Genomic DNA, 23,254 nt, shown 5'->3' with positions numbered 1-23,254 from the left:
AATATATGGTTGCCTTTAACCGGCAGGTTGTTACTTATAACGATTAAAAATATAAAATTATATTGGGAATGAAGATATTTTATTAAAGCCTAATGTGAGCGTTATCTTTCGTTATAATGTTGATTCATGTTGGCATTTAATGTAATATTGTGCGTTCAAACAAGTCTTAATATTTTAATATATAAATGGGAGTAGTAAAACATCAGAGCATAAAATCATCGCTGTTGATTTATCTGGGATTTGCGATAGGGGGTATTAATACTGTTTTGCTTTTTCCTCATTTTTTTACGGGCGACCAGTTTGGGCTGACCCGTATTTTTTTTGATCTGGGGTTGATTATGGTGCCTTTCTGCACTTTCAGCACCGGCACCATGATGAACAGATATTATCCTTATTATTCCACTCATCTTTCGGAGAAGAAAAATGACCTGCTGACCTGGGTATTTTTAATCAGTCTATTGGGGTTCCTGTTGTTTGTAGGAGGTACTTTTATCTTTAAGGGGCTGATTGTCAGGAAATACAATACTAATTCACCGCTGTTTATAGACTATTTCTACCTCTTGTACCCGGCAGTATTTGGTTTGGTCATGTATACCGTGTTTGAGTCGTACAGCTGGTCGAGGCATGAAACGGTATTGTCTAATTCACTGAAGGAGCTGGGTGTGCGCATCTTTACAACGTTTCTGATTGTATTGTATGTTTTCAAATGGATCAGTTTCCCGGTGTTCATGTGGTTATTCAGTTTGTCGTACTTTTTTGCATTGCTGGTATTACTGATTTGTCTGAGGCGCAAGAATCTGTTGCATTTCACTTTCAGGATAAGTTCGGTGACACGGCGTATGTACAAGCGGATGGGAGTTTATTCCGGAACGGTGATGTCGGCCACGCTTTTTTTTGTGGTGGCCCAGAATGTGGATTCACTGATTATTTCAAGTTTCAAGGGATTGAACCAGGCGGCTTACCTGTCTATTGCTACGTATATGGCTACACTGATCCAGGTACCGCAGCGGAGCATTGCGTCTATAGCCACACCGGTGATGGCGCAGGCCTGGAAGGATAAAGATATTTCAAAGATAGATGAGATCTATAAGAAGTCTGCTATTCTGCAGCTGGTGGCGGCGTTATTCATTTTCCTGTTTATCTGGCTTAATATCGATAACATTTACAAAATGATGCCGGCTGAGTATTCGGTGGCAAAGTATGTGGTGTTTTACCTCGGTGTCGCCAAAGTAATAGACATGGGAACAGGAGCGAATCAGCAGTTATTATCTACCTCCCGCTTATGGTATTTTGAATTAGTCAGCTCTACCTTGCTGGTGGCCATGTCTATCCCACTTAATTATTTCCTGATCAGGGAGTATGGGATTACCGGTTCCGGTTATGCGTTGTTGATTTCTATGTTTACTTTTAATACCATCCGTTATATCTTCATTTGGATCCGTTTCGGGTTGCAGCCTTTTTCGCTGAACACGTTAAAGGCAATCGGAATAAGTGCGGTAGTGTACTTTGCGTGTCATTATGCCCTGCCGGATCTGGGTAATCTGTATATCAATATTCTGCTTAGCGGTATTTGTTTTACATTGCTGTTTGTGTCAGGTATACTGATATTGCGTGTGTCTGAAGATATTAACTCTACTTTTTTCTCTGTTCTTCGTAAAATAACAGCAAGGAACCGTTCATAACTAAAATCTAATCCATGAGTGAGTCAAGAGAAGCGGGCGTTGTGCGATTAAGGCCCAGCCTTTTCAGCCCGAGAAGATATTACCTGATTCAGTTGAGAAAACAGGTAGAAGCCGTAGTGGCAAAATTCATCAGCCCCTTAAAAGGCCAGCTGGTGATTGCTGATTATGGTTGTGGCAATATGCCTTATCAGCCGTTGATTAAACCTTATGTAAAGCAGTATATCGGCATAGACCTGGAACTGAATAAGCATGCAGACATACATATAGACCCGGAAGGAAGGATTGCCATGGAAGATGCCAGCGTAGACCTGGTATTGTCTACCCAGGTGCTGGAACACGTGGAGAATCCGATCTTTTATCTTACGGAAGCCCTCCGTATTCTGAAACCGGGCGGAAAACTCATTATCAGTACACATGGTTACTGGATGTTTCATCCGGATCCAACTGATTACTGGCGCTGGACATCAGCAGGTTTGAATAAGATCATTTCTGAACGCGGTTTCGCTATTCAGTATTTTCATGGTATTATCGGACGTTCTGCCATGGGATTACAACTTTTCCAGGACGGATTTCTGTTTAAAGTACCCACCTTCATGCATCCTGTGCTGGCGGCTATTTTTCAGCCGTTGATCTGGCTGTTTGATAAAACAACTTCCCAGGAAAGTAAGAACAGGGATGCCTGTACATTCGTAATTGTAGCGGAGAAAAAATAAATGGCATGAATGACCAACTATGTATTGCCAGTCCTAATTTAGCGGCTTATTCAGAGACTTTTATCAAAGACCAGATTGCGCAATTGCAGCCTGGAACGCTGATTTATGAAGGAAACTACCCGATACATTCGAAAGAGGAAGACTGGCAGCTGCCCTTTCCGTTTAATATTCATGTGGTAAGAGGTATTACAAAAAAGCTGGCGCCGGGCTTGTTTCATCGGATTTATTCGCGTTCGCTGGCTGATTACCTGAAGAGGAGAAAGGTGACCACTTTGCTGGCCAACTATGGTCCGGTAGGCGTATCGGTCGCGGATGCCTGCGTGATGGCGAATGTGAAGCTGGTAGTACATTTTCATGGCTTTGATGCGTATGAGTATAATACGCTTGCTAAGTTCAGGGAGGCCTACCGGCATATGTTCACCTGTGCGCACCGGATAGTGGCAGTATCTACAGAAATGAAAGAGGAATTGATAAAGCTGGGGGCGGCCGAAAACAAAATAGCATTTATTCCATACGGCATTAATCTCGAACGTTTTACTACTACAGATCCTTCTGTGAATGGTCCGCTGCTGATCAACATAGGACGGTTTACGCCAAAGAAGGCGCCGGATCTGTTGATCAGGGCTTTTAAAATAGTGCATGACGCATTACCGGATGCGCGGTTGAAGATGATCGGCGGAGGTGAGTTACTGGAGGATTCGAAAGCGCTGGCTACTTCGCTCGGGCTTTCAGATGTGATTACATTTGCAGGGGTGCAATCTTCGGAGGAAATTATCCGGGCGTTGCATCAGTCACGCATATACGTACAGCATTCCCTGCGGCCGCCAAGTGGCGATTCAGAAGGAACGCCGGTAAGTATACTGGAAGCATGCGCCTGTGGATTGCCAGTGGTGAGTACACGTCATGCGGGCATCCGGGATGCAGTACTGGAACAGGTTAGCGGATTGCTGGTAGATGAAGGGGATGTGGAAGGAATGGCGAAAGATATCATTACATTGCTGAAAGATCCTGCTTTATGTAAGCAGATGGGCGCGGCAGCACGTGCGCGTATTTCGGAGAACTATCATTTTCCGGTGCAGGCAGCGAAATTAGCGGCTTTGCTGGAAGTATAAAAATATACCGGTAATCTATCTTAGTTCGTGGGGACCCGGGTAAAAAGCAGCAGGGTCGTTTTCATCATGAAAACGACCCTGCTGCTTTTTTATATACTGGTTTACTTTGAGATATTTCCTTCAAACACCAATGTGGCAGGGCCACAGAGCCAGATATTATCAAAAGTGCGTTCACCGGTTTTGGTAAAGCGTACTTCGAGTTGGCCGCCTAAGGTTTGCACCGGTACTACATATTCTTTTTCTTCTGTGCCTGCAAAGGTCAGTGCAGCGGCGGTTACGCCGGTACCGCAGGAATACGTTTCATCTTCCACGCCTCTTTCGTAGGTGCGTACGAAGATACCGTTTTCGAATTTCTGTACGAAGTTCACATTGGTGCCTTCGGCCGCAAAGCGGTCGTTATAGCGGATGCCACGGCCTTCGTTAAAAACATCCACTGCCTGTACATCTTCCACAAACTTTACAAAATGCGGGGAGCCGGTGTTCAGGTAATAGTAAAGCGGACCATGTTCTACGTCGTCTACATCCTGCATTTTAAGGTTTACCCAGTTGTCGCCGTCCAGGGTTGCCTGATGTTCGCCGTCTACCGCGATGAAGTAGAGGTTACCATCGCCAACGCCCATTTTGTGGGCGAAAGCGGCGAGGCATCTGCCGCCGTTACCGCACATGGTGCCTTCGCGGCCATCTGCGTTGTAATATTTCATGGCAAAGTCGTAGTCTTCGCTTTTATTCAGCAGCATCAGACCATCTGCACCGATGCCGAAGCGGCGGTCGCAGAGTTCATTCACCTGTTCGTCTGTAAGCCAGTCGTATTGTCCATCCCGGTTATCCATAATGACGAAGTCATTGCCGGTTCCCTGGTATTTATAGAAGTGGATATTGTTCATGTCAACAAAGATAAAAAAATAACCAATGCCTTATATCGCTGCGATGATGCCCAGCCCTTTTTCGATGAGGGAGGCTACTGCTGCGCCGCCGTCTTTGCTGAACTCCTTGCGGATACGGTTGGCCACGATCGCGCTGACGGACAGGCATTCGTGTCCGAGTACGCGTCCCATACCATAGATGGCAGAAGTTTCCATTTCAAAGTTGGTGATGCGGTGGTTTTCGTAGTTGAAGCTGGTCAGGTTATCGATCAGGTTCGGGTTCGACAGGGTACCACGGAGTACACGGCCCTGTGGTGCATAGAAACCGGGGCAGGTAACGGTAATGCCTGTATGAAAACCCTCTGTGAAAAGCGACTGCAGGGAAGCTGATGCTTCAAAGAGGCAGGGATTGGCGCCACCGGGCTGCAGGAATACCTGGCCCCGGAACGACTGTAACAACTGCTTTTCTGAGGTCGTGTTTTCAAAAACGTAGTAGTTCATGAGATTGTCGAGACCCAGACCATGCGACGATACCACGAAACTATCTACCGGAATGCTTTCCTGCAGGGCGCCGGAAGTACCGAGACGGACAATTTTAAGAGAAGTGAGCGTTTGTTTTACTAGGCGGGTGTCGAAATCTATATTTACCAGTGCATCCAGTTCATTAAGCACAATATCGATATTGTCGGTACCGATACCGGTAGATACCACCGATAATCTTTTGTCGCCGATATAACCGGTATGCGTTACAAATTCACGGTGCTGATGGGTGCTCTCAATTTTATCGAAGTGTTTACTTACTGCACCCACCCGATCAGGGTCGCCAACCGTAATGATGGTAGGTGCCAGTTCATCCGGTCTTACGTCCAGGTGATACACTGCGCCACGGTTGTTGATGATCAGTTCTGATGCTGCAATACGATTATCCATTGTACTAATTTTTATTTTTCACAAATCAACATTTCCTGTTTTCTGCCTCAATATTCCTTCGTTCTACCTTATTATCAAAATATTTTTTCAGATATTTTTTAAATAATATTTGGTGGTAATCAGAAATTTACTACTTTTGCAATCCCACAAAACGAATGAAATGTACGCCAGTGGGGAAGTTAGGCGGGCATTTTGAAAAGATGGTTTCGTGGCCGAGTGGCTAGGCAGAGGTCTGCAAAACCTCGTACAGCGGTTCGAATCCGCTCGAAACCTCTCAAATGAATAAAAAGCCGCTCTTGTAGCGGCTTTTTTTATGTCCTTACCTTTTTTATTTTCTTCCCATGGCCGATAATACTTTTTCATCTTCCGGCTGGAAATACCGGTTAAAGTTCTGCGGATGTTCATGATCACCAAGAATCATCCTGGGTTCCTGCGGTACAAAATTTTTATTCATCAGTGATTCATCGGGCCTGAAGTAAGGAGTGGTAATGCCTGCCATATCGCAGAGCGTATGAAATATTACGCGGGTATCGGCGGGTTGCGCTATGTTTTGCGCGGTGCTTTCCGCTTTGCCGGGCCATGCGCGTACATACTGTGGTGATAGCCAGATCAGCAGTGGAATATGCAGCTCGTAAATGGTAGGGAAGGGGGTAGAATGCAGGAAGAGACGGCGGTCGTCGTCGAAAAGATTTTCTCCGTGATCAGATACATAGAGCATCCCGGTGCATAGCTGGCGGGCCGACAAAGTACGGATCACTTCCGCCAGGAAATGATCCGTGTACACAATCGTATTGTTATAGGCATTTACAAGGGCTTGTTTATGATGTATTTTGATCTGCAGGGGCTGATCCGGACGGAACACTGCATAATTGGGCGGATAGCGGTAAGCGTAGTTAAAATGCGATCCGTGCATATGTAGTACGATCAGCAGGTTGCTGCTGTCCTGATCGATCACCTGCGATAAAACAGGCAACATGTTTTCGTCATATTTGCCGGCGGTATTTTCTGCAATGCCTTTATTGATATCTATCCGCTCATCTGCTTCCCGCGAATAGAAGCCGATCAGCTGCTGATTGGCTACCTGGTTGGTAATGAATACGGTTTTGAAGCCGGCTTCCTTAAACAGGCTTAAAACGCTCTTCTGGCTATACAGGGCAGCGCTGTTGCTGGCATTAGCCGCAGAAAGGATCAGGGGCACGCTTTTCTGGGTAGCGTTCGACTGGCTCGTGATATTGGAGAAAACGAACAAACCCGGAACGCGGCTCAGTTCGGGATTGGTGGGCAGGGAATAGCCCAGCAGCTGCCAGTTCATGGCCCGGGCAGATTCGCCGATAACCAGTACGTATACTTCGCGCTGAGGCGCATGCTGCGGCCTGGCGGCGTTGAAGGTAAACCCTGCTGAAGTGACAGGATAATTGCGCTCCCGGTACCACTTATTCACGGCGAAGTTGAAATTGTACAGCATATTGAGCGGATAAACACTTACATCCATACGGGTGCCGGAGATGAGGATGATGCCTGCCATGATCAGGGCGGCAATGGCGCTCAAAAGGCTGAAAGTACGGCGGAAGCCTGCGTGCAGCCGCTCTTTCATACGACAGGACACCACTGCCAGGATGATCAGCGGGATATAGAGCAGGCATACGATAATAATGGCCGGATAAATGTTGGAGAGCAGCTCGGTGCTTTCTTCCACATCTGTAGTAACGGTATTGAGGAACATATCTGTCGTAATCACCTCCCGGCCAAAGAGGTACAGGAATACGATCTCATAGGCGTGAATGATGAGCATGGGCAGCATGAGCAACACCATAATGCCGGGTTTGCGGAAAACAGCCAGCAGGCTGAGGCCAATGGTAAAGGGGAATAGCCCGTTTGCCAGCAGGTTGAGCCAGGAAAAGCGGATATATACCAACACGATATTGGGAATAATCCACATGACTGCAAAAAGCAGTAAGAAAAAAGATTGTCGGTTCCAATGCAGTCGGACCATGGAATAATTATTACAGATTAGAATACTTCATTGATGCCAAAGTAAAAACCGGATTGGTCTTTCCCCATGCCATAGTCGAGCCGGATATTGACTCTTTTCTTGAATTCCCAGCGGTAGCCTATGCCGTAGCTGATCAGTGTCTGATTGAACCGGAATGCGTTAATGTCCGGGAATACATTGCCGGCGCCTATCCATACTGCCGCGCCGTTGCGGCCATAGATCCGCTGCCGGATTTCCGCCTGTACGGCCAGGTAGTTTTTGTCGCGGAACCTTCCTTCGTAGTAGCCCCTCAGACGGTTGGAGCCACCAGCTTCGGCCATGAGGGTCCAGGGTACGTTGCTGGTAAAAGATTGCCCGTATACGTCTGTGGCCAGTATGGCTTTTTTCCAGAGGGGGATGTAATTGTCTACCTGTAGTTCCCAGCCGGAGAAGGCCGCCGTATTACCCAGGAATGCCGGGAAGTTTTTATATCCGAGCCGGGCATACATGCCTTTGTAAGCATTGGGAATAAAATCGCGGGAATCGTAGATGATAAAAGGACCGATGCCGAAGCCGAATACACTGGCGGTGGGCATGAGCGGCTTGTTAAAACCGCTGTCCACTTTGCTGGCCTGTCCGTTGTTGACCTGCACTCCGATGCCTGCATAGAGGTTAGGCAGGATCCTGATGCTGAAGTCGGCCGATATTTTATTGGTGAGCAGCGTATAGTCTGTATAGTTATCCTTATCGTTGCCGGCGGTGTATCCGATCCCCCAGTACTTATTGGGCATGGAGCTGAAAGAGGCCTTGCCACTGAGCCGGTACTTGTCGTGCGGAAAAATGGTGCTGCTGTTAATGCCGATGCCATAAAACCCGGTGAGGGAGCCGGACATATATACGGAAGCGTTAGAAACGGGCAGCAGGGAATCGCGGTAGTCTGTTCTATATTGGGCCGCAGCCATAACGGCAATACCGGCACTGGTTTCGGGGGCATAGTAAGGACCGCCGATGATACTGAAATCGAATTTCTTTTTTTTCTTCACGTCGTTGGTGTGTTTCAGGTAGTATACGATCCTGTTGAACAGGCCTTTGGGCGCGGCGGGAGGAGCAGTGGTATCTGCCGGTAGTTCCTGCGCGGCGGCCAGTAACGGGCAGCAGAACAAAAGGAAGAAAAAAGTGTTTTTTATCATCATGGATTCATCTGTTCTTTTTAACAACCATTTTGAGAAAAGGATGAATGAGGCCGGAAAAAAATATTTCGCCCGAGATTTAAGCCCCCTGTTTATGAAGCAGTTTATTTTATCGTTATGCGCTATGGCATTGCTGATGCCGGTTTTGGGACAGCAGCGGATATTAAAGAAGGGAGATAAAGTGACGCAGGTAACCATCCGGGATGCGAGTAATAACCCGATGCAGTTGCCTTACTGGGGCAAGAAGGCTTACCTGATCTTTTACCCGGATCCGGATCATGCATCGCAGAATAAAACGATTACCAACTACCTGAAAAAAAATCCGATCAACAGTCCGAATATTTTTGCATTCGGGATTGTGAACCTGAATGATGCGCCATTGCTGCCCAACGGCATTGTACGGATGATGGTGCGGCGGGAGGTGAACCAGACCGGTGCTAATATTTACACAGACGTAGATAATACCCTGAGTCGCAGCTGGCACATGGGAGATGTGAATAATAAGTTCTGTATCCTGTTTATTGACAGGAACGGGATATGCCGTTTTTTCAAGGCAGGGGAATTAACAGCAGCCGAGCGGGAGGACCTGCTGAAAGTGATCCGGGCTAACGCCTGAATCCTTGCTGCTGGCAGGTTTCAGTGATAAAAAAGAAATAATGCGGAGTATGCTGAAATATCAATCCAAAAGATTATATTGCATACCCCGCAAGAGGCAGGTGAGGTTATCAGAAGGCAAGAGATTTATCAATGATTTACTATAGCTATTTAATCACAGCGTGTGTAATTGATAATAAAGATATCGGCGGCATTTTCTATTAAAATATGGAGCTGCCAGCAATTTCCGGTCAACAAGCCTTCTGCATGCAGAAGGCTTGTTGCGTTTTATATACATTAAAAAGAAGTGGTTATGACAGAGATCATTAAAGTAACCGCCGAAGATTCCAAGCACCTGGACCAGGTGAAGCTGCTTTTCCGCGAATATGCCAATTGGTTAAGTGTAGACCTTAGTTTTCAGCAATTTGAAGAGGAGCTGGCCCATCTGCCCGGCGTGTATGTACCACCGTCAGGAGCGTTGTTCCTTGCGCTGGTAGATGGAAAGTTGGCCGGTTGTGTAGCCCTCCGGTCGTTCGACAACAGTATTGCAGAAATGAAACGTCTTTTTGTAAAGGACGCCTTTAAGGGCCATGGCGTTGGAAAGGCGCTGGCCAGTGCCGCGATTGCAGAGAGCAGGAAGCTGGGGTACAAACGGATTCTCCTGGATACCCTGGCGCATATGCGTCCTGCGATTGATTTGTACACTTCACTCGGATTTCAGCCGATAGCGGCTTATTACGACAATCCGATCAGCGATGCGGTGTACTTATCGCTGAATATTGAAGCGGAGACAGTTTAACTTAAAAAAAAAGCAGCAGCGGAGATAACCTTCGCTGCTGCTATAAAATATTGCCGGCTTACAGGGGTCTGATCCAGATATTTCTGAAGCTTACCGGATTTCCATGGTCCTGTAGTGCGATGGATTTAGCACCGTGTTTTACATAGGTAGGTTTACCTATATATTCTGTTTTGCCTTCCAGCTCCACATTATTTTGCACCAGCACGCCATTCTGCAATACGGTGGCTCTTGCGGGAGATTTCAGTGAACCGTCGTTATTAAAGCGTGGCGCGGTCCAGATCACATCATAGGTTTGCCATTCGCCTGGTTTTTTGCAGGCATTTACCAACGGAATTTTTTGTTTGTAGAAACTACCAGCCTGCCCGTTAGAGTAGGTGCGGTTGTCGTAATTGTCCAGCACCTGCAGTTCATATTGCTCCTGCATAAAGATGCCGCTGTTGCCACGGCCCTGGCTTTCCCCTTTCACTTCAGCCGGTGTGCGCCACTCAATATGCAGTTGAAAATCTTCAAATGTCTGTTTTGTTTTAATAACGCCGGCGCCTTTCACCACGGTCATCGCATCATTTTTTACGTCCCATTTGGCGGGGCCGCCTTTTTCTGATTCCCAGCTGTCCAGGTTTTTACCGTTGAACAGGATGATGGCATCTGAAGGGGCGGTAAGGATTTCGGTACCGGCGGTAATCACTTTTGGTACCGGATCCCAGACCTCCGTGTCTTCCGGTTTCGCGGCCTGCTTGCTTTGTGCAGCTGCGGCAAGGGATAGTAAGGTACAGGCAGAAAACAGTAACGTACGCATGTGTCTTTTTGTATTTTTTAGGTAGATGATGCTAAAGTTGTTCCTTCGTTTATACGGTTACGTTAGGCAGTTTATATCCGTTGTGGTATTGTGCTGCTAACAGTTTGTTGGCGTCGCTGTCGGTGAATTTGCCGCTTTGCTGATCCCAGTAGATCTTTTTGCCGGTACGATAGGCAATATTTCCCATTTGGGCCGTGGTGGCTACAAGAGAACCTACCTGCACAGAGGCGTTGAGGTCGGAAAGCTGTCTGGATTTTACCACTTCCACAAAGTTGGTGGTATGCAGATCGAGGCCATTGTCCACCGATTTCTTTCTTGGTACCGCTTCCATTTTATCTTTCTCCGGAATCACTTCCCATCCGCCGCGATCCAGTACCAGGGTACCATTGTTGCCGATAAAGGCAATGCCATGATCACGTCCGTAAGGGCCGCCATCGATACCGGTGGCTTGTTCCCATTGAATATTGTAACCATCGAATTCGTATACAGTGGTGAGGGTATCCGGTGTTTCAGCGGCATCGTCGGGGTAAGCAAATTTGCCACCGGCGGCCATAATAGATTTTGGTGCGTCAGATTTCATACCCAGCAGTGCGTAATCCAACAGGTGTACACCCCAGTCGGTCATCAGGCCACCTGCATAATCCCAGTACCAGCGGAAATTGAAGTGAAAGCGGTTGGGGTTGAAAGGGCGGGTGGTAGCGGGTCCCAGCCAGGATTTGTAGTCTACGCCGGCCGGAGGGGTCCCATCTGGCTGCACCGGGATGGATTTCATCCAGCCCATGTAAGCCCAAACCTTTACCAGGCGTACTTTTCCGAGTTTACCGGAATGTACAAATTCGATAGCATCTTTAAAGTGCTGCTGACTGCGTTGCCATTGGCCTACCTGTACGGCGCGGTTATATTTCTGTTGGGCATTTACCATAGAACGGCATTCTATAATAGAATTTCCCATGGGTTTTTCTACGTAAACATCCTTCCCGGCAGCGCAGGCATCTGTCATCTGCAGGCAATGCCAGTGGTCTGGTGTTCCGATAACCACCGCATCAATATTTTTATCTTCCAGCAGCTTACGGTAATCACTGTAGGCTTTTACTTTTATGCCTTTTTGCGCGAGTTCTCCCACGCGTTTATCCAGCACGTTTTTATCAACATCACATAGTGCTACACATTGTGCAGCGGGGTTTTTCAGCATAGCGGTCAGATCTGCCCAGCCCATGCTGTTAATACCGATGGCCGCAATATTGAGGCGGTCGCTGGCGGCTACTGTTTTAAGGGGGAGTGCCTGTAAGGACGCGGGGAGTGCCGATACCAACCCGGCGCCGGCCACCAGTGTGGACGCCGATTTGATAAAGCTTCTACGGGAATTGTTCATGTAATAAAGCGTTTTGTGGAATTGTTAAATTGACAATTAAAAATACAAAATAGGGAAAAATATGGATTATTTATAAAAAAGAGGATGGAGGGAAGAAGCGGAATGCAGGGGAGTCTATGCTGCAGTGGGAGAGGGATATCCGGCGTCAGGCGAAGCGTCATCTTCGCCTGCGCCGGAATTATAAGTTGCATTACTCTGTTTTCAGGCTTCTGATGGGATTGGCAATAGCGCCCTTCACTGCCTGTACACTCACCGTACATAGCGCTATCAGCATCGCGAGCATACCGGCTAATCCAAACATCCACCAGCTGAGGGGAATACGGTAAGCGAAAGTTTCCAGCCATTGATGCATGCCCCACCAGGCGATGGGAGTGGCAATAATAAAAGAAATACCCACCAGTTTCAGGAAGTCTTTCGATAGTAACGATACCAACCCGGCGACGCTGGCGCCTAGTACTTTCCGGATACCGATTTCTTTGTTACGTTGTTCTACACTAAACGCAGACAGACCGAATAATCCCAGGCAGGAAATAAAAATGGCGATGCCGGTAAAGGAATTGATAATATTGGAAAGGGTAGTTTCTGTTTCATATTGTTTTTGTACTTCTTCATCGAGGAAGCTGTATTCAAAAGGGATGGCAGGGAAATCTTTCTGCCAGATGCGTCCTATTTTTTCCAGCAGTGCCGTATAATGCAGGCTACTGACGCTGATGATCACGTTGTTGCTGGCATTTTCGGGATCGTATTTTAACATGAGGGGATGCACATCATTATGGAGGGAGTTGTAGTTGAAATCTTTCATAACGCCTGCTATTTCCATAAAGCTGGGCGCCTCACCGGCTTCCTGCACAGGAGAAACTCTTCTGCCGGGTGCGGTAGCAGGGTCTATGCCCAGCTCTTTTGCAAAGGTTTCATTGATCAGTACTTTATGGTGGTCGTTTGGCCTGAAGTCTCTGCCACTCATCAGTTTGATGCCAACTGTTTTGATAAAGCCATCATCGGTATTCATGAATTGTACGTCTCTCGCGCTGTTTACATCTGCGCCTTCGAGGTAGTAGGACCAGTCGCGTGCAACGGATTGGCTCGGATAATTCTCTGCCTGGCTCGCGCTTATTACTTCTGGCAATTGCCGGAGGTCGCTCAGTAATGCAGGCACCTTTGCTTTGGTATCGTCCGTGTAAAAATGAAGAATGAGGCGCTGGTTTTTTTCGAAGCCCAGGTCCTTATTTTTGATATAGTTCAATTGACTGTAGATCACAATGATGCCGGCCACAAAAGCGATAGACAGTACAAACTGAAATACCACGAGCAAACGGCGGATTCCATTGGCAGAGATGTGATTGCTGAAATTGCCTTTAAGCACCTTTACCGGTTTAAATGCGGAAAGATAGAATGCCGGGTAGCTGCCTGCCAGCAAGCCGGTAACAAGCGCGATGGCCAGCAACATGCCCCACAGGCGATAGCTGAGCAGGTAGGAAAGCGGGATATCTGCCTGTGTAATCCGGTTCAGGTAAGGAAGAAGCAATACCAACAACGGAAGCGCCACCAGTACACCAAGCATCGACAGCAGGATAGATTCGCCGAGGAACTGCCTGACGAGATCGCTGATACCCGCGCCCACTACTTTTCTGACGCCTACTTCTTTTGCTCTTTTAGATGCCCTTGCCGTAGCCAGGTTCATGAAGTTGATCCCTGCAATGACCTGGATCAGCGCGGCGATAAGCAGGAGCATATTCAGAAAAGAGCGGTTCACTGTTTTGGTGAATTCGTTTTTATAATCGCCGCTGGTGTGTATCGCCATTACGGGTTGGAGCGACAACTGTTTTTCCATGCCCAGTTCTTTCAGTTGCCCGGCGCCGTATTTCTGCACAAATGCGGGCAGCTTTTTCTCCAGGGAAGCAGCATTGCTATTGGGTTTCAGCTTTACATAACTGGAGGTGTAGTTATAGGCTGCCCAGGCGTTATTCTGGTAAGTGTAACTGCCCATGCCTCCGCTGTTCATCGACATAAAGAGATTGGTCTGGAGGTGTGATTTACCCAGACTTTCGTCAATAACGCCGGTTACTTTGAAGGTGTGTTTTCCATAATCGTTATTGATTTCAATGAGGTTACCCACCGGATCATTGTCTCCAAAGAGCCTGCGTGCAGTGGGTTGGAACAATACTACCGAATAAGGCGCGGCGAGTGCGGTTAACGGGTCTCCATATACGAAATGAAAGGAGAATACGTCAAACAGCGTACTGTCGGCATAGGCGGCTTCTTTTTCATAAATATTTTTCCCCCTGTAGCTGAGCAGGTGTTGTTTTACGCCCAGTGCGCTGGTTTTTACGACCCGGGTGTATTGCATTACCTCTCCGAAATCATTTTTCATGGCCGGTGCAATGGGAGGAGAAGTAGTAGCAACCAGCGATGTATTCCCCTGGGTACTATAAGCGGTATTGACGCGGTAAATATCTGACGCTGCAATATGTTGCTTATCATAGCTGTACTGGTCTGTTACATACATTACAATATAGAGGCAGCATATGGTCCCGATTCCCAGACCGATGATATTAATAAAGCTGAAAGTTTTATTTTTTGTCAGATTACGGAACGCAATTTTCAGATAGTTCTTGAGCATACCAGCAACGTTTAGCCAGTAGTGATCTCCAATAAAATGCCGCTTATTTAATTAATTAGGAATCAATTAATTAAATAAGCGGCGTTATGATAACTGTTCGTTTTTAGTACAAACGCGCGTCAAAAACGGACAACATTGCTTAGGTTATTCTTCCGGTTCTTCGGCGTCGCCACCAAGACTGAAATTCATCATGGTACCTAACAGATCGCTGAAGCGGGTTTCATTTTCCACTACTTTTTTGCTGATGAGGGAATAGGCGGAGAGGCCATGGAGTACAAATTCCATGAGCAGCAGGGCTTCCTTGTTATTGACTTTAGGGAAGCTTGCCTTGATCAGCTCTTTCAAACCTTCTACTTTGCTCAGCGTAGTTTCATATTGTTTATCGCTGATATCCTGGAGCAGTTGTACCGAGTTACCTTTATCAAACCACTGGATAACGCTGCGGTAAGGATTTTCCACCGGACCGCCTGCTTTCTTTTTCTTGAAAGAGTCGGGATTGGGGAAGTAGGTAGCAAAGAGGGTGCGGATGGCTTTATCCAGCAAGTTATGCGCCACTTGCAGCGGGCCTTCCTGTTCGCCTTCGTATACCAGTTCAATTTTACCGGTGATGGCGGGGATAATGGCCTGCAGGTCAGCGATGCGTACCTGTGTATCCTTTTCCTTGTTGATGATGGCACGGCGTTCTCCGGCGCTCACGGCGTTTTCGTAGGCTGCAATGGTTAAACGGGCAGATACCCCGCTTTTTTTGTCTACGTATTCACTGTTGCGGGCTTCGAACGACACCTGTTCGATCAGGCGTTTTACCATATCGGCAATCTGCACTTTCGCAACCTGTTCGTCGTGTATATCGGCTTCCTGTTCGGTGATGAGCAGGGAGTTTTCGATTGTTTTCGGATAGTGGGTAATGATCTGGCTTTCGATCCTGTCTTTCAGCGGCGTAACGATAGAGCCACGATTCGTATAGTCTTCCGGGTTAGCGGTAAACACAAACAGGATATCGAGTGGCATTCTCACTTTGAAACCCCTGATCTGGATATCGCCTTCCTGGAGGATGTTGAACAGGGATACCTGTATACGTGCCTGCAGATCGGGTAATTCGTTGATCACGAAGATGCCGCGGTTGGAGCGGGGGATGATACCGAAGTGGATCACTCTTTCATCTGCGTAGCTGAGTTTCAGGTTGGCGGCTTTGATCGGGTCAATATCGCCTACGAGGTCGGCCACGGATACATCGGGTGTAGCGAGTTTTTCGCCATACCGTGCACTGCTGTGGAGCCAGGTGATGGGTGTCTGATCGCCTTTTTCGGCGATGAGGTCTTTCGCATAGCGCGACAGTGGATTGAAGGGATCATCGTTTACTTCTGATCCTTCCACAACCGGGATGTATTCATCCAGCAGATCGGTCATCTGGCGGGCCATACGTGTTTTCGCCTGGCCGCGTAAACCGAGAAAGAGGATATTATGCCGGGAGAGCAGGGCTCTTTCTGTGTCCGGGATGACGGTATCTTCATACCCGATGATGCCGGGGAAAGTGCTTTCTTTATCTTTTAGTTTTTTGATCAGGTTACGTCTGATCTCTTCTTTTACTGAGACTGGTTTATAGCCGCTTTTTTTGAGTTCGCCTAATGTTTTTATGTTTGTGTTCATCTTTGATAATTACGCTTTTTTGTCTTAATAAAACTTTCTCTTGCCGCTTTCAAAATCGCGGAAAAGAAATTGTCCCAGTTTATCGGTGCCGGAAAAGAAGGCTTTACCGTTATTGGTTTCGGTAAATTCCTGTACGAATTGTTGCAGCCATGGATCGGTGGCTACCATAAATGTAGTGATGGGTATTTTCAGTTTTTTGCATTGCGCGGCCAGGTTGAGGGTACGGTTGAGTATTTTCCTGTCGAGGCCGAAGCTGTTTTTGTAATACTGTGATCCTATTTTCAGGCAGGTGGGTTTTCCATCTGTGATCATAAAGATCTGTTTGTTTGGATTACGTCTCCGGCGGAGCAGATCCATGGCCAGTTCCAGGCCGGCTACCGTATTGGTATGGAAAGGCCCAACCTGCAGATAGGGCAGATCCTTGATTTCTATCTGCCAGGCATCGTTTCCAAACACAATGATGTCCAGGGTATCTTTCGGATACCGGGTGGTGATGAGTTCCGCCAGGGCCATGGCCACTTTTTTGGCGGGTGTGATGCGGTCTTCCCCATAAAGGATCATGGAATGGGAAATATCGATCATCAGGGCGGTAGACGTTTGTGTTTTGAAATCGGTTTCTTTTACTTCCAGGTCGTCCTGGCTGATGGAGAAACTGTCGATGCCGTGATTGATCTGCGCGTTCCGGATGGAGGCGGTAATATCCAGCTGGTCTACGCCATCTCCGAATTCGAAGGGGCGGGTTTCGGCATTGAGTTCATCGCCCATGCCTGATTTGCGGACATTGTGATTGCCGGTGGCCGACTTTTTCAGTTTGCCGAAAATTTCTTCCAATGCATTTTTACGGATGGTTTGTTCTGCTTTGGAAGTAATTTCTATTTCGCCGCTCTCCTCGTTTTCGCGGATATATCCTTTATCCCGCAGTTCCTGTATAAAATCGCCGATACCATAGTCCTGGTTGGTGAGATTATATTCCTTATCCAGTTCCGTGAGCCATTGAAGGGCTTCGGATACGTCTCCGCTGGTGTAGGTAAGGAGTTGGGTGAAAAGGTCCAGTAATTTCTGGAAAGGTGGTTTCTTGTTATCGTCCGGGTTGAACCTGGTAAATTGTATTCCTCTCATAGCTCTTCTTCTACTTTAAATTTACCACTTTTCGCGGAGAAACAGCAAACCGTTGGTATAATGGTATTGATGAGCCGGGATGGTTTTGCCTGGGTTATGGTATTTTCTTCGGTGAAAACTTGCATTTTAGTTTGAAAGCAACTACTTTCAATCATCAAAAAAAAAGCTATATGAAAAAACTGAGAAATGCATTGGTGCTGGCATGCGGCTTAGCGGTTGCATTGTTTGCAAATGCGGCTTCTGCTCAGGCCAGGGCAGATGCATTGGGCTGGAAGCTGGGAGCGCAGGCCTGGACATTCAATCATTTTACACTGGCAGAAGCGCTGGATAAAATGGACAGCTGCGGCATCCAGTATGTGGAAGCATTCCCCGGACAGGTAATCGGTGGTGGCATTGAAGGTAAATTTGATTACCATATGTCGCCCGATAAGCAGGAGCAGGTAAAAGCCCTGTTTAAAAAGAAACGTAAAGTATTGGTGGCTTTCGGTGTGGTAGTACCTAATTCCGATGCAGAATGGCGCATGCTGTTTGATTTCGCCAATAGAATGGGTATCCAGAGCATTACTTCTGAGCCAAAAACAGAAGACCTGGACCTGATTTCTTCCCTGTGCGACCAGTACCAGATTAAACTGGCGATCCATGATCACCCGAAACCAAGTCATTACTGGAGCCCTGAAATTGTGCTGGAAGCCATCAAAGGCAGAAGCAAATACATGGGTGCCTGCGCTGATATCGGTCACTGGGTACGCTCAGGACTGGATCCCGTTGAATGTATCAAGAAACTGAACGGACATATCGTGAGTCTTCACTTTAAGGATCTGAACGACAAATCTGCTGATTCCCATGATGTGATCTGGGGTACCGGTGTTTGCCAGATGCCAAAGGTGATGGAAACGCTGAAAAACCAGAAATTCAAAGGCCTGTTTTCCGCAGAGTACGAGTACAACTGGGATAACAGCGTACCGGATGTTAAAGCCAGTGCTGCTTTCTGGAGAACAATCGTAAGTAACCTGTAAATCCATATTACATCCCGTTGGGGTGTATATCCGGAGATAACGGAAGGAGGTGTTTTACCTGCTGCTGTTATCTCCGGATTTTTTTGGGAGATGGCTACTGCGTTATTTATCTCCCGGAGGGGAAACAGGCACGGAACACAACAACAGGAGAATGTTTACCGGTGCAGCTCCTGGCTTATACGAGCCATGGAAAGGATCACTGCATTGGCATCTCCCGCAGGGAAGGGGATTAAAAAAGGGAAGCCCATACCAGGCGGTATGGGCTTCCCTTTTTATTGTTTGCGGTGATTACTTCGCAGAGTCGTGTGCTACCGGGGCAGCATTGGAATCTTCGGTATTCACCTGAATAGCGCCGTCCTTTCCTCTTCTGGAACCGTTGGTGCCAAATTCACCTTTCATCTGGTTTAACCAGGTGATGAACTGTTGTGCATTCTGACCATCGCGTTGTAAGTCGTTGGTCATTCTGTTAGCCGGCAGTGAGCTGTAGTAGCGCAGCTGCTGTTCACAGTCCTTGATCACTTTGTTGGACAATTCTTCTGCTCTTTTCGCATCACCGGCCATATAGTAAGCGTAGATGGTCTGGATAGAAGTATAGTTGTGCATGTTACCCGGAGTGGTCATTGCATACGGGAAGTTGGTTTCCAGTATGTTTTTGTCCATGTAGTGGAGTACGTTGAGCGCACTGTCTTTCGACTGTCCTTCCTGTGTCATGGCCACAGAGAGTTTGGTGAATGCCTGACGGAGGTACATGATCATTTTCCTGTTTGGCTCATCGAAGTAGGTACCGCGGGTTTGTGCGCCACCGAATTCAAATTTGTGCATCAGGTTATCATACATCACGCCTACGTTCGCGTTGATATCCATGCCCAGCGGATCCGCAGATGTAGCTTTTGGCAAAGGTACCAGGTGATAGGTCAGACCATCTGTCTGCATATATTCACCCAGACCCAGATCGGTAGGGCTGGTGAAGTAGATAGGTCGTTTCCAGTCGTTGGCAGCAATGATATCATACACTGCCAGGTCATTTTTCAGCAGGTAGTTTTTAGTGATTTTGAAAGGCATGGAAGGTAAGATCTTCGCACTGTCTTTCGCTGCTACTACGCCATTTGCCAGGATTGTCTGCTTGTCTACCGGAATAAACAGCTGACGGGTAGGCAGGAAGTTTTCTGCACCGCCGTCCTGGGTAGTTACTTTACTGTTGGCATCATCACTTCCCATGAAGTTCATGATTTCTTTCAGGTTAAAGTATTTATCGGCCGGAATATTTCCCGGATCGAAGAAGCGGATATAGTTGCGGTTTTCACCTCTGTATTTCTCAGCAGACCAGGTCATTGGAATGGCCGGGCTTTCGTTTACGGCTCTGCGCATCTGATCGATGTACCAATCCACGCCGAGGAGGCTGAGGTTGATCACGCGGATATCCGGACGGATGCCTTCTACTTCCTGTGCGTACCAGAGCGGGTAGGTATCGTTGTCACCTACGGTGAACAGGATCGCATTTTTCTGGCAGGATTCCAGGTAATCTTTCGCAACGTCTCTTGCTACATATTTGGTAGAGCGGTCGTGGTCGTCCCATTCCTGGAAGGCCATGAGCACAGGTACAGCCAGTAAGCAGATACCGGTGGCCAGTACCGGGGTAATGGCGCTCTTGATTTTCTTTTGCAGGAAGCTGTATACCGACAGCACGCCCAAACCAATCCAGATGGCGTATGCGTAGAAGGAGCCTACGTAAGCGTAGTCACGTTCACGCGGCTGGTTACCGGCCTGGTTCAGGTAGATAACAATCGCAAAGCCGGTGAAGAAGAAGAGCAGCGATACGATGAGGGTATCTTTGCGGTGATATTTATATTGGTAGAAGAATCCGAAGAGGCCCAGGATAAACGGCAGGAAGAACAGGGTGTTGTGTGCCTTGTTCTCTTTGAGGCTGTCGGGCATCATGGACTGGTCGCCGTAGATGAAATTATCGATAAATGGAATACCGGAGATCCAGTTACCGTCACGCACGTTGCCATAGCCCTGGGTATCATTCTGTTTACCGGCGAAGTTCCACATGAAATAGCGGAAGTACATGAAGTTTACCTGGTATTGCAGGAAGAACTTGATGTTATCGCCGAAGTCGGGTCTTTCGCCTTGCTGGAGGCCCAGCCAGGTTTTATAGTAGTCAGCATGTCCCTGATCGTTGCTGGCATCCCAAACGCGCGGGAACAGCATCATATCAGCCGGATCGTATTCAGGATCCATTTTTTTGCCGGATACTTCGTATTTCTTAGGACCACGGGCGTAGATGTTAGCGCCTTCCTTGTAACCGGTAGGACGGGCAGTAAACACCTGACCGTATACCAGCGGGAAGTCGCCATATTGCTCACGACCCAGGTAACCTACCAGGGAAATCGGGTTGTCTACGTTGTACATATCTACTGAAGGGTTCGCGGTAGAGCGCACCATAGTAGTAATATAGGTAGAGTAACCCAGCAGCATGAACAGCACGAAAGAGATGGTCAGGCGGCTGAAATGTGCCGTTTTTGCAATATCTGTTTTTACGCCTGCTACTTTCAGCAGGTAAGGAATGGCAACAAAGAATGCAGCCAGTAAGAATTTAAAGAAGATGGTACCCGTGCCAGGTTCGTTGAACGCAGGTACAATAATAATGGTGGCAATTACGACAAAGGGTGCGTAGATACCGAATTTAGGTTTACGGTAACCGATGACGAGTATTGCTATAATGAGTACGAAATAGAAGATAAATCCGGAGAAATATCCCATTCCGAGAGAGTTTACGAAGAATACATCCATATATCCGGAAGCCTTAACGGTATCCTGGATGAGGTATTTCTGTACGAGGCCGGTGATACCGCAACCAATCACGAAAGCCCAGAAGGTGCCCCAGGCGCTTACTTTGAAGCGTCTGAAGTAGTACACCATTACCATAGCCGGGATGGTGAGGAGGTTGAGGAGATGGACACCGATGGAAAGACCCAGCAGGTAGCCGATCAGAACGATCCAGCGGTCGGCATAGGGTTCATCGGCTTCATGTTCCCATTTCAGGATGGCCCAGAAAACGATGGCGGTAAAGAAAGAGGACATACCATATACTTCACCTTCCACAGCGGAGAACCAGAATGAATCGGAGAAAGTATAGGCTAAAGCACCTACGGCACCGGCACCCATGATGGCGATCATTTTTTCGCGGGAGATTTCTTCTCCGGCTTTCACCATGAGTCTGCGTGCAAAGTGGGTAATGGTCCAGAACAGGAACAGGATAGTGAAACCACTGGCCAGGGCTGTCATGGTATTTACGCCCAGGGCGGCCTGAGATGGTTTCAGGAACATACTAAACAATCTTCCAAGCAACACGAACAATGGTGCTCCGGGCGGATGGGGAATCTGTACTTTGTAAGCACTTGAAATAAACTCGCCGCAGTCCCACAAGCTGCCTGTAGCTTCCATCGTTTTAATGTAAACAAAGCAGGCAATGATGCAAATGACCCAGCCGACCATGTTGTTGGTCCTTTTAAAATTCATAAGGTTGTTTTAAGGTCCGACAAAAATATAAAAAACAGCAAATTATGCTAATCTGGTGAACAGTTTTAACTTTTTGTAAATATCTTTTTGGCTGGCAGCCTTTGGATACCGGCTTTTAAGCCTCCCATTTGTGTATGAAGGGAGATTATAATATCATTAAAATTCAAGTGATTAGAGTTTCACGGCGGGCAGAACGGTCCATGCGGCCGGTTTCCCATTGAAGAGCGCCCTGGTGGCAGTCCAGGTTTCGCGGAAGAGTTCCGAGTGCCGGTACTTTTCGAGTGCGGCTTCAGATTCCCACTGGCTGAAAGTGAACCAGGTGTTTCCGGAGGCGGCATGTTCCCATAATTCGAGGTGGAGGCATCCGGGAAAGTGCCGGATCAGGTGTTGTTGTTTGTTGAAGAGTTCCCGGAAAGCAGGTACTTTCTCCGGGTCAAATTCCATTTTAACGATACGATTGATCATTGAAAAATTATTCTTACAGTTTGGTAGTATGACAGTTGCTGGTATCCGGTGGGCTGGGTAAGCTGATCGCGCCGGAAGCCCTGCAGTCCGAATAACCCGGCTGCATTGCCTTTATTGATGGCGATTTCGAGATAGCCGGCTGCATTAAAGAGTGCCAGCTTGGTACCTTCGGGTACGTCTGCATAGGTTTCACTGATCTGGCTGATCACTTCATCACGACGGAAGAAGATCCGGAACTTGCGTTTTTTGCATTGTATATCGAACTGTTGCCGGGTGATATTCACCACAACATTCTCAAAGCTATCGATATGAATGATCTGTCCTTCTATGAAATCGTCTCCTACCAGTGGCTGGAGGTTGTTCTTTACATGGATCTGCTGGGTGAGCGGCCCGAGTTCGCCGAGCGCTTTACCCCGGCTTAGTTCCCTGGCGGCAGACGCCATGAGCTGTATAATGGTAAAAGTGTTTTTGGGTGCATCCGGAGGGAGAGGCAGTTTGATGACCTTCTCCGGCATTCCCCCGGCAATCATGGTGAGCAGGCCATTGTCGGCGCAACCGATGTATTGTCCGTTATGTTCTGCTATGAGTACGTGATCGGGCCGTTTGTCGAACAGGTTGATCAGCACAAAGTGAAAGGTACCCAGCGGAAAGTAGGCAAAGGCGCTTTTACAGATATAAGTGGCCTGTGGTAAGTTAAAAGGGCTGATATGATGTGTGATGTCCGTAACATGACATTCCGGGCAGTATTGCCAGAGCTGCCCTTTAATGGCACCTACCAGGTAATCCTGCATTCCTATGTCTGATGTTAATGTTATAATGGACATGCCCGAAAATCTAAATCC

The 23,254-nt window shown here is 47.5% G+C and carries 18 protein-coding genes and 1 tRNA gene; 7 read left to right on the top strand and 12 right to left on the bottom strand.

Annotation, left to right across the window (positions count from 1 at the left end; genetic code table 11):
* Positions 1-185 precede the first annotated feature (185 nt).
* Genes BMW79_RS23780 through BMW79_RS23770 form a run of 3 tightly spaced genes read left to right on the top strand, consistent with a single transcriptional unit; the run spans position 186 to position 3,507 of the window.
* Positions 186-1,682 carry an oligosaccharide flippase family protein gene (locus BMW79_RS23780; RefSeq protein WP_089898781.1) on the top strand — a complete coding sequence of 499 codons (1,497 nt, stop codon included), beginning with the start codon at positions 186-188 and terminating at the stop codon, positions 1,680-1,682.
* Between the two features lie 14 nt (positions 1,683-1,696).
* Positions 1,697-2,395, top strand: coding sequence for a class I SAM-dependent methyltransferase (locus BMW79_RS23775; protein ID WP_089898778.1), 699 nt, complete (start codon positions 1,697-1,699; stop codon positions 2,393-2,395).
* Positions 2,396-2,400: 5 nt separating this feature from the next.
* Positions 2,401-3,507 carry a glycosyltransferase gene (locus BMW79_RS23770; RefSeq protein WP_089898774.1) on the top strand — a complete coding sequence of 369 codons (1,107 nt, stop codon included), beginning with the start codon at positions 2,401-2,403 and terminating at the stop codon, positions 3,505-3,507.
* A gap of 101 nt (positions 3,508-3,608) precedes the next feature.
* On the opposite strand, the gene dapF is transcribed toward BMW79_RS23770, so the two are convergent.
* Together dapF and BMW79_RS23760 are read right to left on the bottom strand one after the other, a co-directional pair.
* Positions 3,609-4,391, bottom strand: coding sequence for a diaminopimelate epimerase (gene dapF / locus BMW79_RS23765; protein WP_089898770.1), 783 nt, complete (start codon positions 4,389-4,391; stop codon positions 3,609-3,611).
* Positions 4,392-4,421: 30 nt separating this feature from the next.
* Positions 4,422-5,300 (bottom strand): nucleoside phosphorylase, encoded by an 879-nt coding sequence (locus tag BMW79_RS23760; RefSeq protein ID WP_089898767.1) that lies wholly within the window; start codon positions 5,298-5,300, stop codon positions 4,422-4,424.
* 202 nt (positions 5,301-5,502) lie between these two features.
* Between BMW79_RS23760 and BMW79_RS23755 the strand changes: the two genes are divergently transcribed.
* A tRNA-Cys gene (locus BMW79_RS23755) sits at positions 5,503-5,573 on the top strand.
* 55 nt (positions 5,574-5,628) lie between these two features.
* Here BMW79_RS23755 and BMW79_RS23750 read toward each other — a convergent pair.
* Both BMW79_RS23750 and BMW79_RS23745 read right to left on the bottom strand, forming a co-directional pair.
* Positions 5,629-7,293, bottom strand: coding sequence for a phosphoethanolamine transferase (locus tag BMW79_RS23750; protein WP_089898764.1), 1,665 nt, complete (start codon positions 7,291-7,293; stop codon positions 5,629-5,631).
* 17 nt (positions 7,294-7,310) lie between these two features.
* On the bottom strand, positions 7,311-8,465 hold the full coding sequence (locus tag BMW79_RS23745; protein WP_177192306.1) for a BamA/TamA family outer membrane protein: 1,155 nt from the start codon (positions 8,463-8,465) through the stop codon (positions 7,311-7,313).
* Between the two features lie 91 nt (positions 8,466-8,556).
* On the opposite strand from BMW79_RS23745, the gene BMW79_RS23740 reads away from it, so the two are divergent.
* Entirely contained in the window at positions 8,557-9,078 is a 522-nt protein-coding gene (locus BMW79_RS23740; protein ID WP_177192305.1) for a hypothetical protein, read from the top strand.
* Positions 9,079-9,369: 291 nt separating this feature from the next.
* Positions 9,370-9,855, top strand: a complete 486-nt coding sequence (locus BMW79_RS23735; RefSeq protein ID WP_089898758.1) for a GNAT family N-acetyltransferase — start codon at positions 9,370-9,372, stop codon at positions 9,853-9,855.
* Between the two features lie 58 nt (positions 9,856-9,913).
* Here BMW79_RS23735 and BMW79_RS23730 read toward each other — a convergent pair whose 3' ends face one another.
* The 5 genes from BMW79_RS23730 to BMW79_RS23710 form a co-directional block, all read right to left on the bottom strand.
* Positions 9,914-10,651 carry a 3-keto-disaccharide hydrolase gene (locus BMW79_RS23730; protein WP_089898753.1) on the bottom strand — a complete coding sequence of 246 codons (738 nt, stop codon included), beginning with the start codon at positions 10,649-10,651 and terminating at the stop codon, positions 9,914-9,916.
* Positions 10,652-10,700: 49 nt separating this feature from the next.
* A complete protein-coding gene (locus BMW79_RS23725) occupies positions 10,701-12,023 on the bottom strand; it encodes a Gfo/Idh/MocA family protein (protein ID WP_089898750.1) in 1,323 nt (440 codons plus the stop codon).
* 190 nt (positions 12,024-12,213) lie between these two features.
* A complete protein-coding gene (locus tag BMW79_RS23720; RefSeq protein WP_089898747.1) occupies positions 12,214-14,643 on the bottom strand; it encodes an ABC transporter permease in 2,430 nt (809 codons plus the stop codon).
* A 144-nt stretch (positions 14,644-14,787) separates the two neighbouring features.
* Complete coding sequence (locus BMW79_RS23715) at positions 14,788-16,290, bottom strand: sigma 54-interacting transcriptional regulator (RefSeq protein WP_089898745.1); 1,503 nt, start codon at positions 16,288-16,290, stop codon at positions 14,788-14,790.
* Positions 16,291-16,314: 24 nt separating this feature from the next.
* Positions 16,315-17,409 (bottom strand): vWA domain-containing protein, encoded by a 1,095-nt coding sequence (locus tag BMW79_RS23710; RefSeq protein WP_089898742.1) that lies wholly within the window; start codon positions 17,407-17,409, stop codon positions 16,315-16,317.
* Positions 17,410-17,579: 170 nt separating this feature from the next.
* On the opposite strand from BMW79_RS23710, the gene BMW79_RS23705 reads away from it, so the two are divergent.
* The gene (locus tag BMW79_RS23705) at positions 17,580-18,425 is read left to right on the top strand and encodes a sugar phosphate isomerase/epimerase family protein (RefSeq protein ID WP_089898740.1); all 846 of its coding nucleotides are present in this window, start codon (positions 17,580-17,582) and stop codon (positions 18,423-18,425) included.
* Between the two features lie 288 nt (positions 18,426-18,713).
* Here BMW79_RS23705 and BMW79_RS23700 read toward each other — a convergent pair whose 3' ends face one another.
* The 3 genes from BMW79_RS23700 to BMW79_RS23690 form a co-directional block, all read right to left on the bottom strand.
* The gene (locus BMW79_RS23700) at positions 18,714-21,947 is read right to left on the bottom strand and encodes a glycosyltransferase family 117 protein (protein WP_089898738.1); all 3,234 of its coding nucleotides are present in this window, start codon (positions 21,945-21,947) and stop codon (positions 18,714-18,716) included.
* 171 nt (positions 21,948-22,118) lie between these two features.
* Positions 22,119-22,412 carry a putative quinol monooxygenase gene (locus tag BMW79_RS23695; RefSeq protein WP_089898736.1) on the bottom strand — a complete coding sequence of 98 codons (294 nt, stop codon included), beginning with the start codon at positions 22,410-22,412 and terminating at the stop codon, positions 22,119-22,121.
* A complete protein-coding gene (locus BMW79_RS23690) occupies positions 22,409-23,236 on the bottom strand; it encodes an SAM hydrolase/SAM-dependent halogenase family protein (RefSeq protein ID WP_089898734.1) in 828 nt (275 codons plus the stop codon). The genes BMW79_RS23695 and BMW79_RS23690 overlap by 4 nt, the downstream gene beginning before the upstream one ends.
* Positions 23,237-23,254 lie beyond the last annotated feature (18 nt).

The organism is Chitinophaga arvensicola (assembly GCF_900110835.1).
GTDB classification, from domain to species: Bacteria; Bacteroidota; Bacteroidia; order Chitinophagales; family Chitinophagaceae; genus Chitinophaga; species Chitinophaga arvensicola.
Note: the sequence above shows the minus strand (reverse complement) of the source record. Positions and strands in the feature narration are given on the sequence as shown.

Coding starts and splice junctions, on each gene's coding strand:
- BMW79_RS23780 (WP_089898781.1), top strand. CDS start 186: ATGGGAGTAGTAAAACATCAGAGCATAAAATCATCGCTGTTGATTTAT.
- BMW79_RS23775 (WP_089898778.1), top strand. CDS start 1,697: ATGAGTGAGTCAAGAGAAGCGGGCGTTGTGCGATTAAGGCCCAGCCTT.
- BMW79_RS23770 (WP_089898774.1), top strand. CDS start 2,401: ATGAATGACCAACTATGTATTGCCAGTCCTAATTTAGCGGCTTATTCA.
- dapF (WP_089898770.1), bottom strand. CDS start 4,391: ATGAACAATATCCACTTCTATAAATACCAGGGAACCGGCAATGACTTC.
- BMW79_RS23760 (WP_089898767.1), bottom strand. CDS start 5,300: ATGGATAATCGTATTGCAGCATCAGAACTGATCATCAACAACCGTGGC.
- BMW79_RS23750 (WP_089898764.1), bottom strand. CDS start 7,293: ATGGTCCGACTGCATTGGAACCGACAATCTTTTTTCTTACTGCTTTTT.
- BMW79_RS23745 (WP_177192306.1), bottom strand. CDS start 8,465: ATGATGATAAAAAACACTTTTTTCTTCCTTTTGTTCTGCTGCCCGTTA.
- BMW79_RS23740 (WP_177192305.1), top strand. CDS start 8,557: ATGAAGCAGTTTATTTTATCGTTATGCGCTATGGCATTGCTGATGCCG.
- BMW79_RS23735 (WP_089898758.1), top strand. CDS start 9,370: ATGACAGAGATCATTAAAGTAACCGCCGAAGATTCCAAGCACCTGGAC.
- BMW79_RS23730 (WP_089898753.1), bottom strand. CDS start 10,651: ATGCGTACGTTACTGTTTTCTGCCTGTACCTTACTATCCCTTGCCGCA.
- BMW79_RS23725 (WP_089898750.1), bottom strand. CDS start 12,023: ATGAACAATTCCCGTAGAAGCTTTATCAAATCGGCGTCCACACTGGTG.
- BMW79_RS23720 (WP_089898747.1), bottom strand. CDS start 14,643: ATGCTCAAGAACTATCTGAAAATTGCGTTCCGTAATCTGACAAAAAAT.
- BMW79_RS23715 (WP_089898745.1), bottom strand. CDS start 16,290: ATGAACACAAACATAAAAACATTAGGCGAACTCAAAAAAAGCGGCTAT.
- BMW79_RS23710 (WP_089898742.1), bottom strand. CDS start 17,409: ATGAGAGGAATACAATTTACCAGGTTCAACCCGGACGATAACAAGAAA.
- BMW79_RS23705 (WP_089898740.1), top strand. CDS start 17,580: ATGAAAAAACTGAGAAATGCATTGGTGCTGGCATGCGGCTTAGCGGTT.
- BMW79_RS23700 (WP_089898738.1), bottom strand. CDS start 21,947: ATGAATTTTAAAAGGACCAACAACATGGTCGGCTGGGTCATTTGCATC.
- BMW79_RS23695 (WP_089898736.1), bottom strand. CDS start 22,412: ATGATCAATCGTATCGTTAAAATGGAATTTGACCCGGAGAAAGTACCT.
- BMW79_RS23690 (WP_089898734.1), bottom strand. CDS start 23,236: ATGTCCATTATAACATTAACATCAGACATAGGAATGCAGGATTACCTG.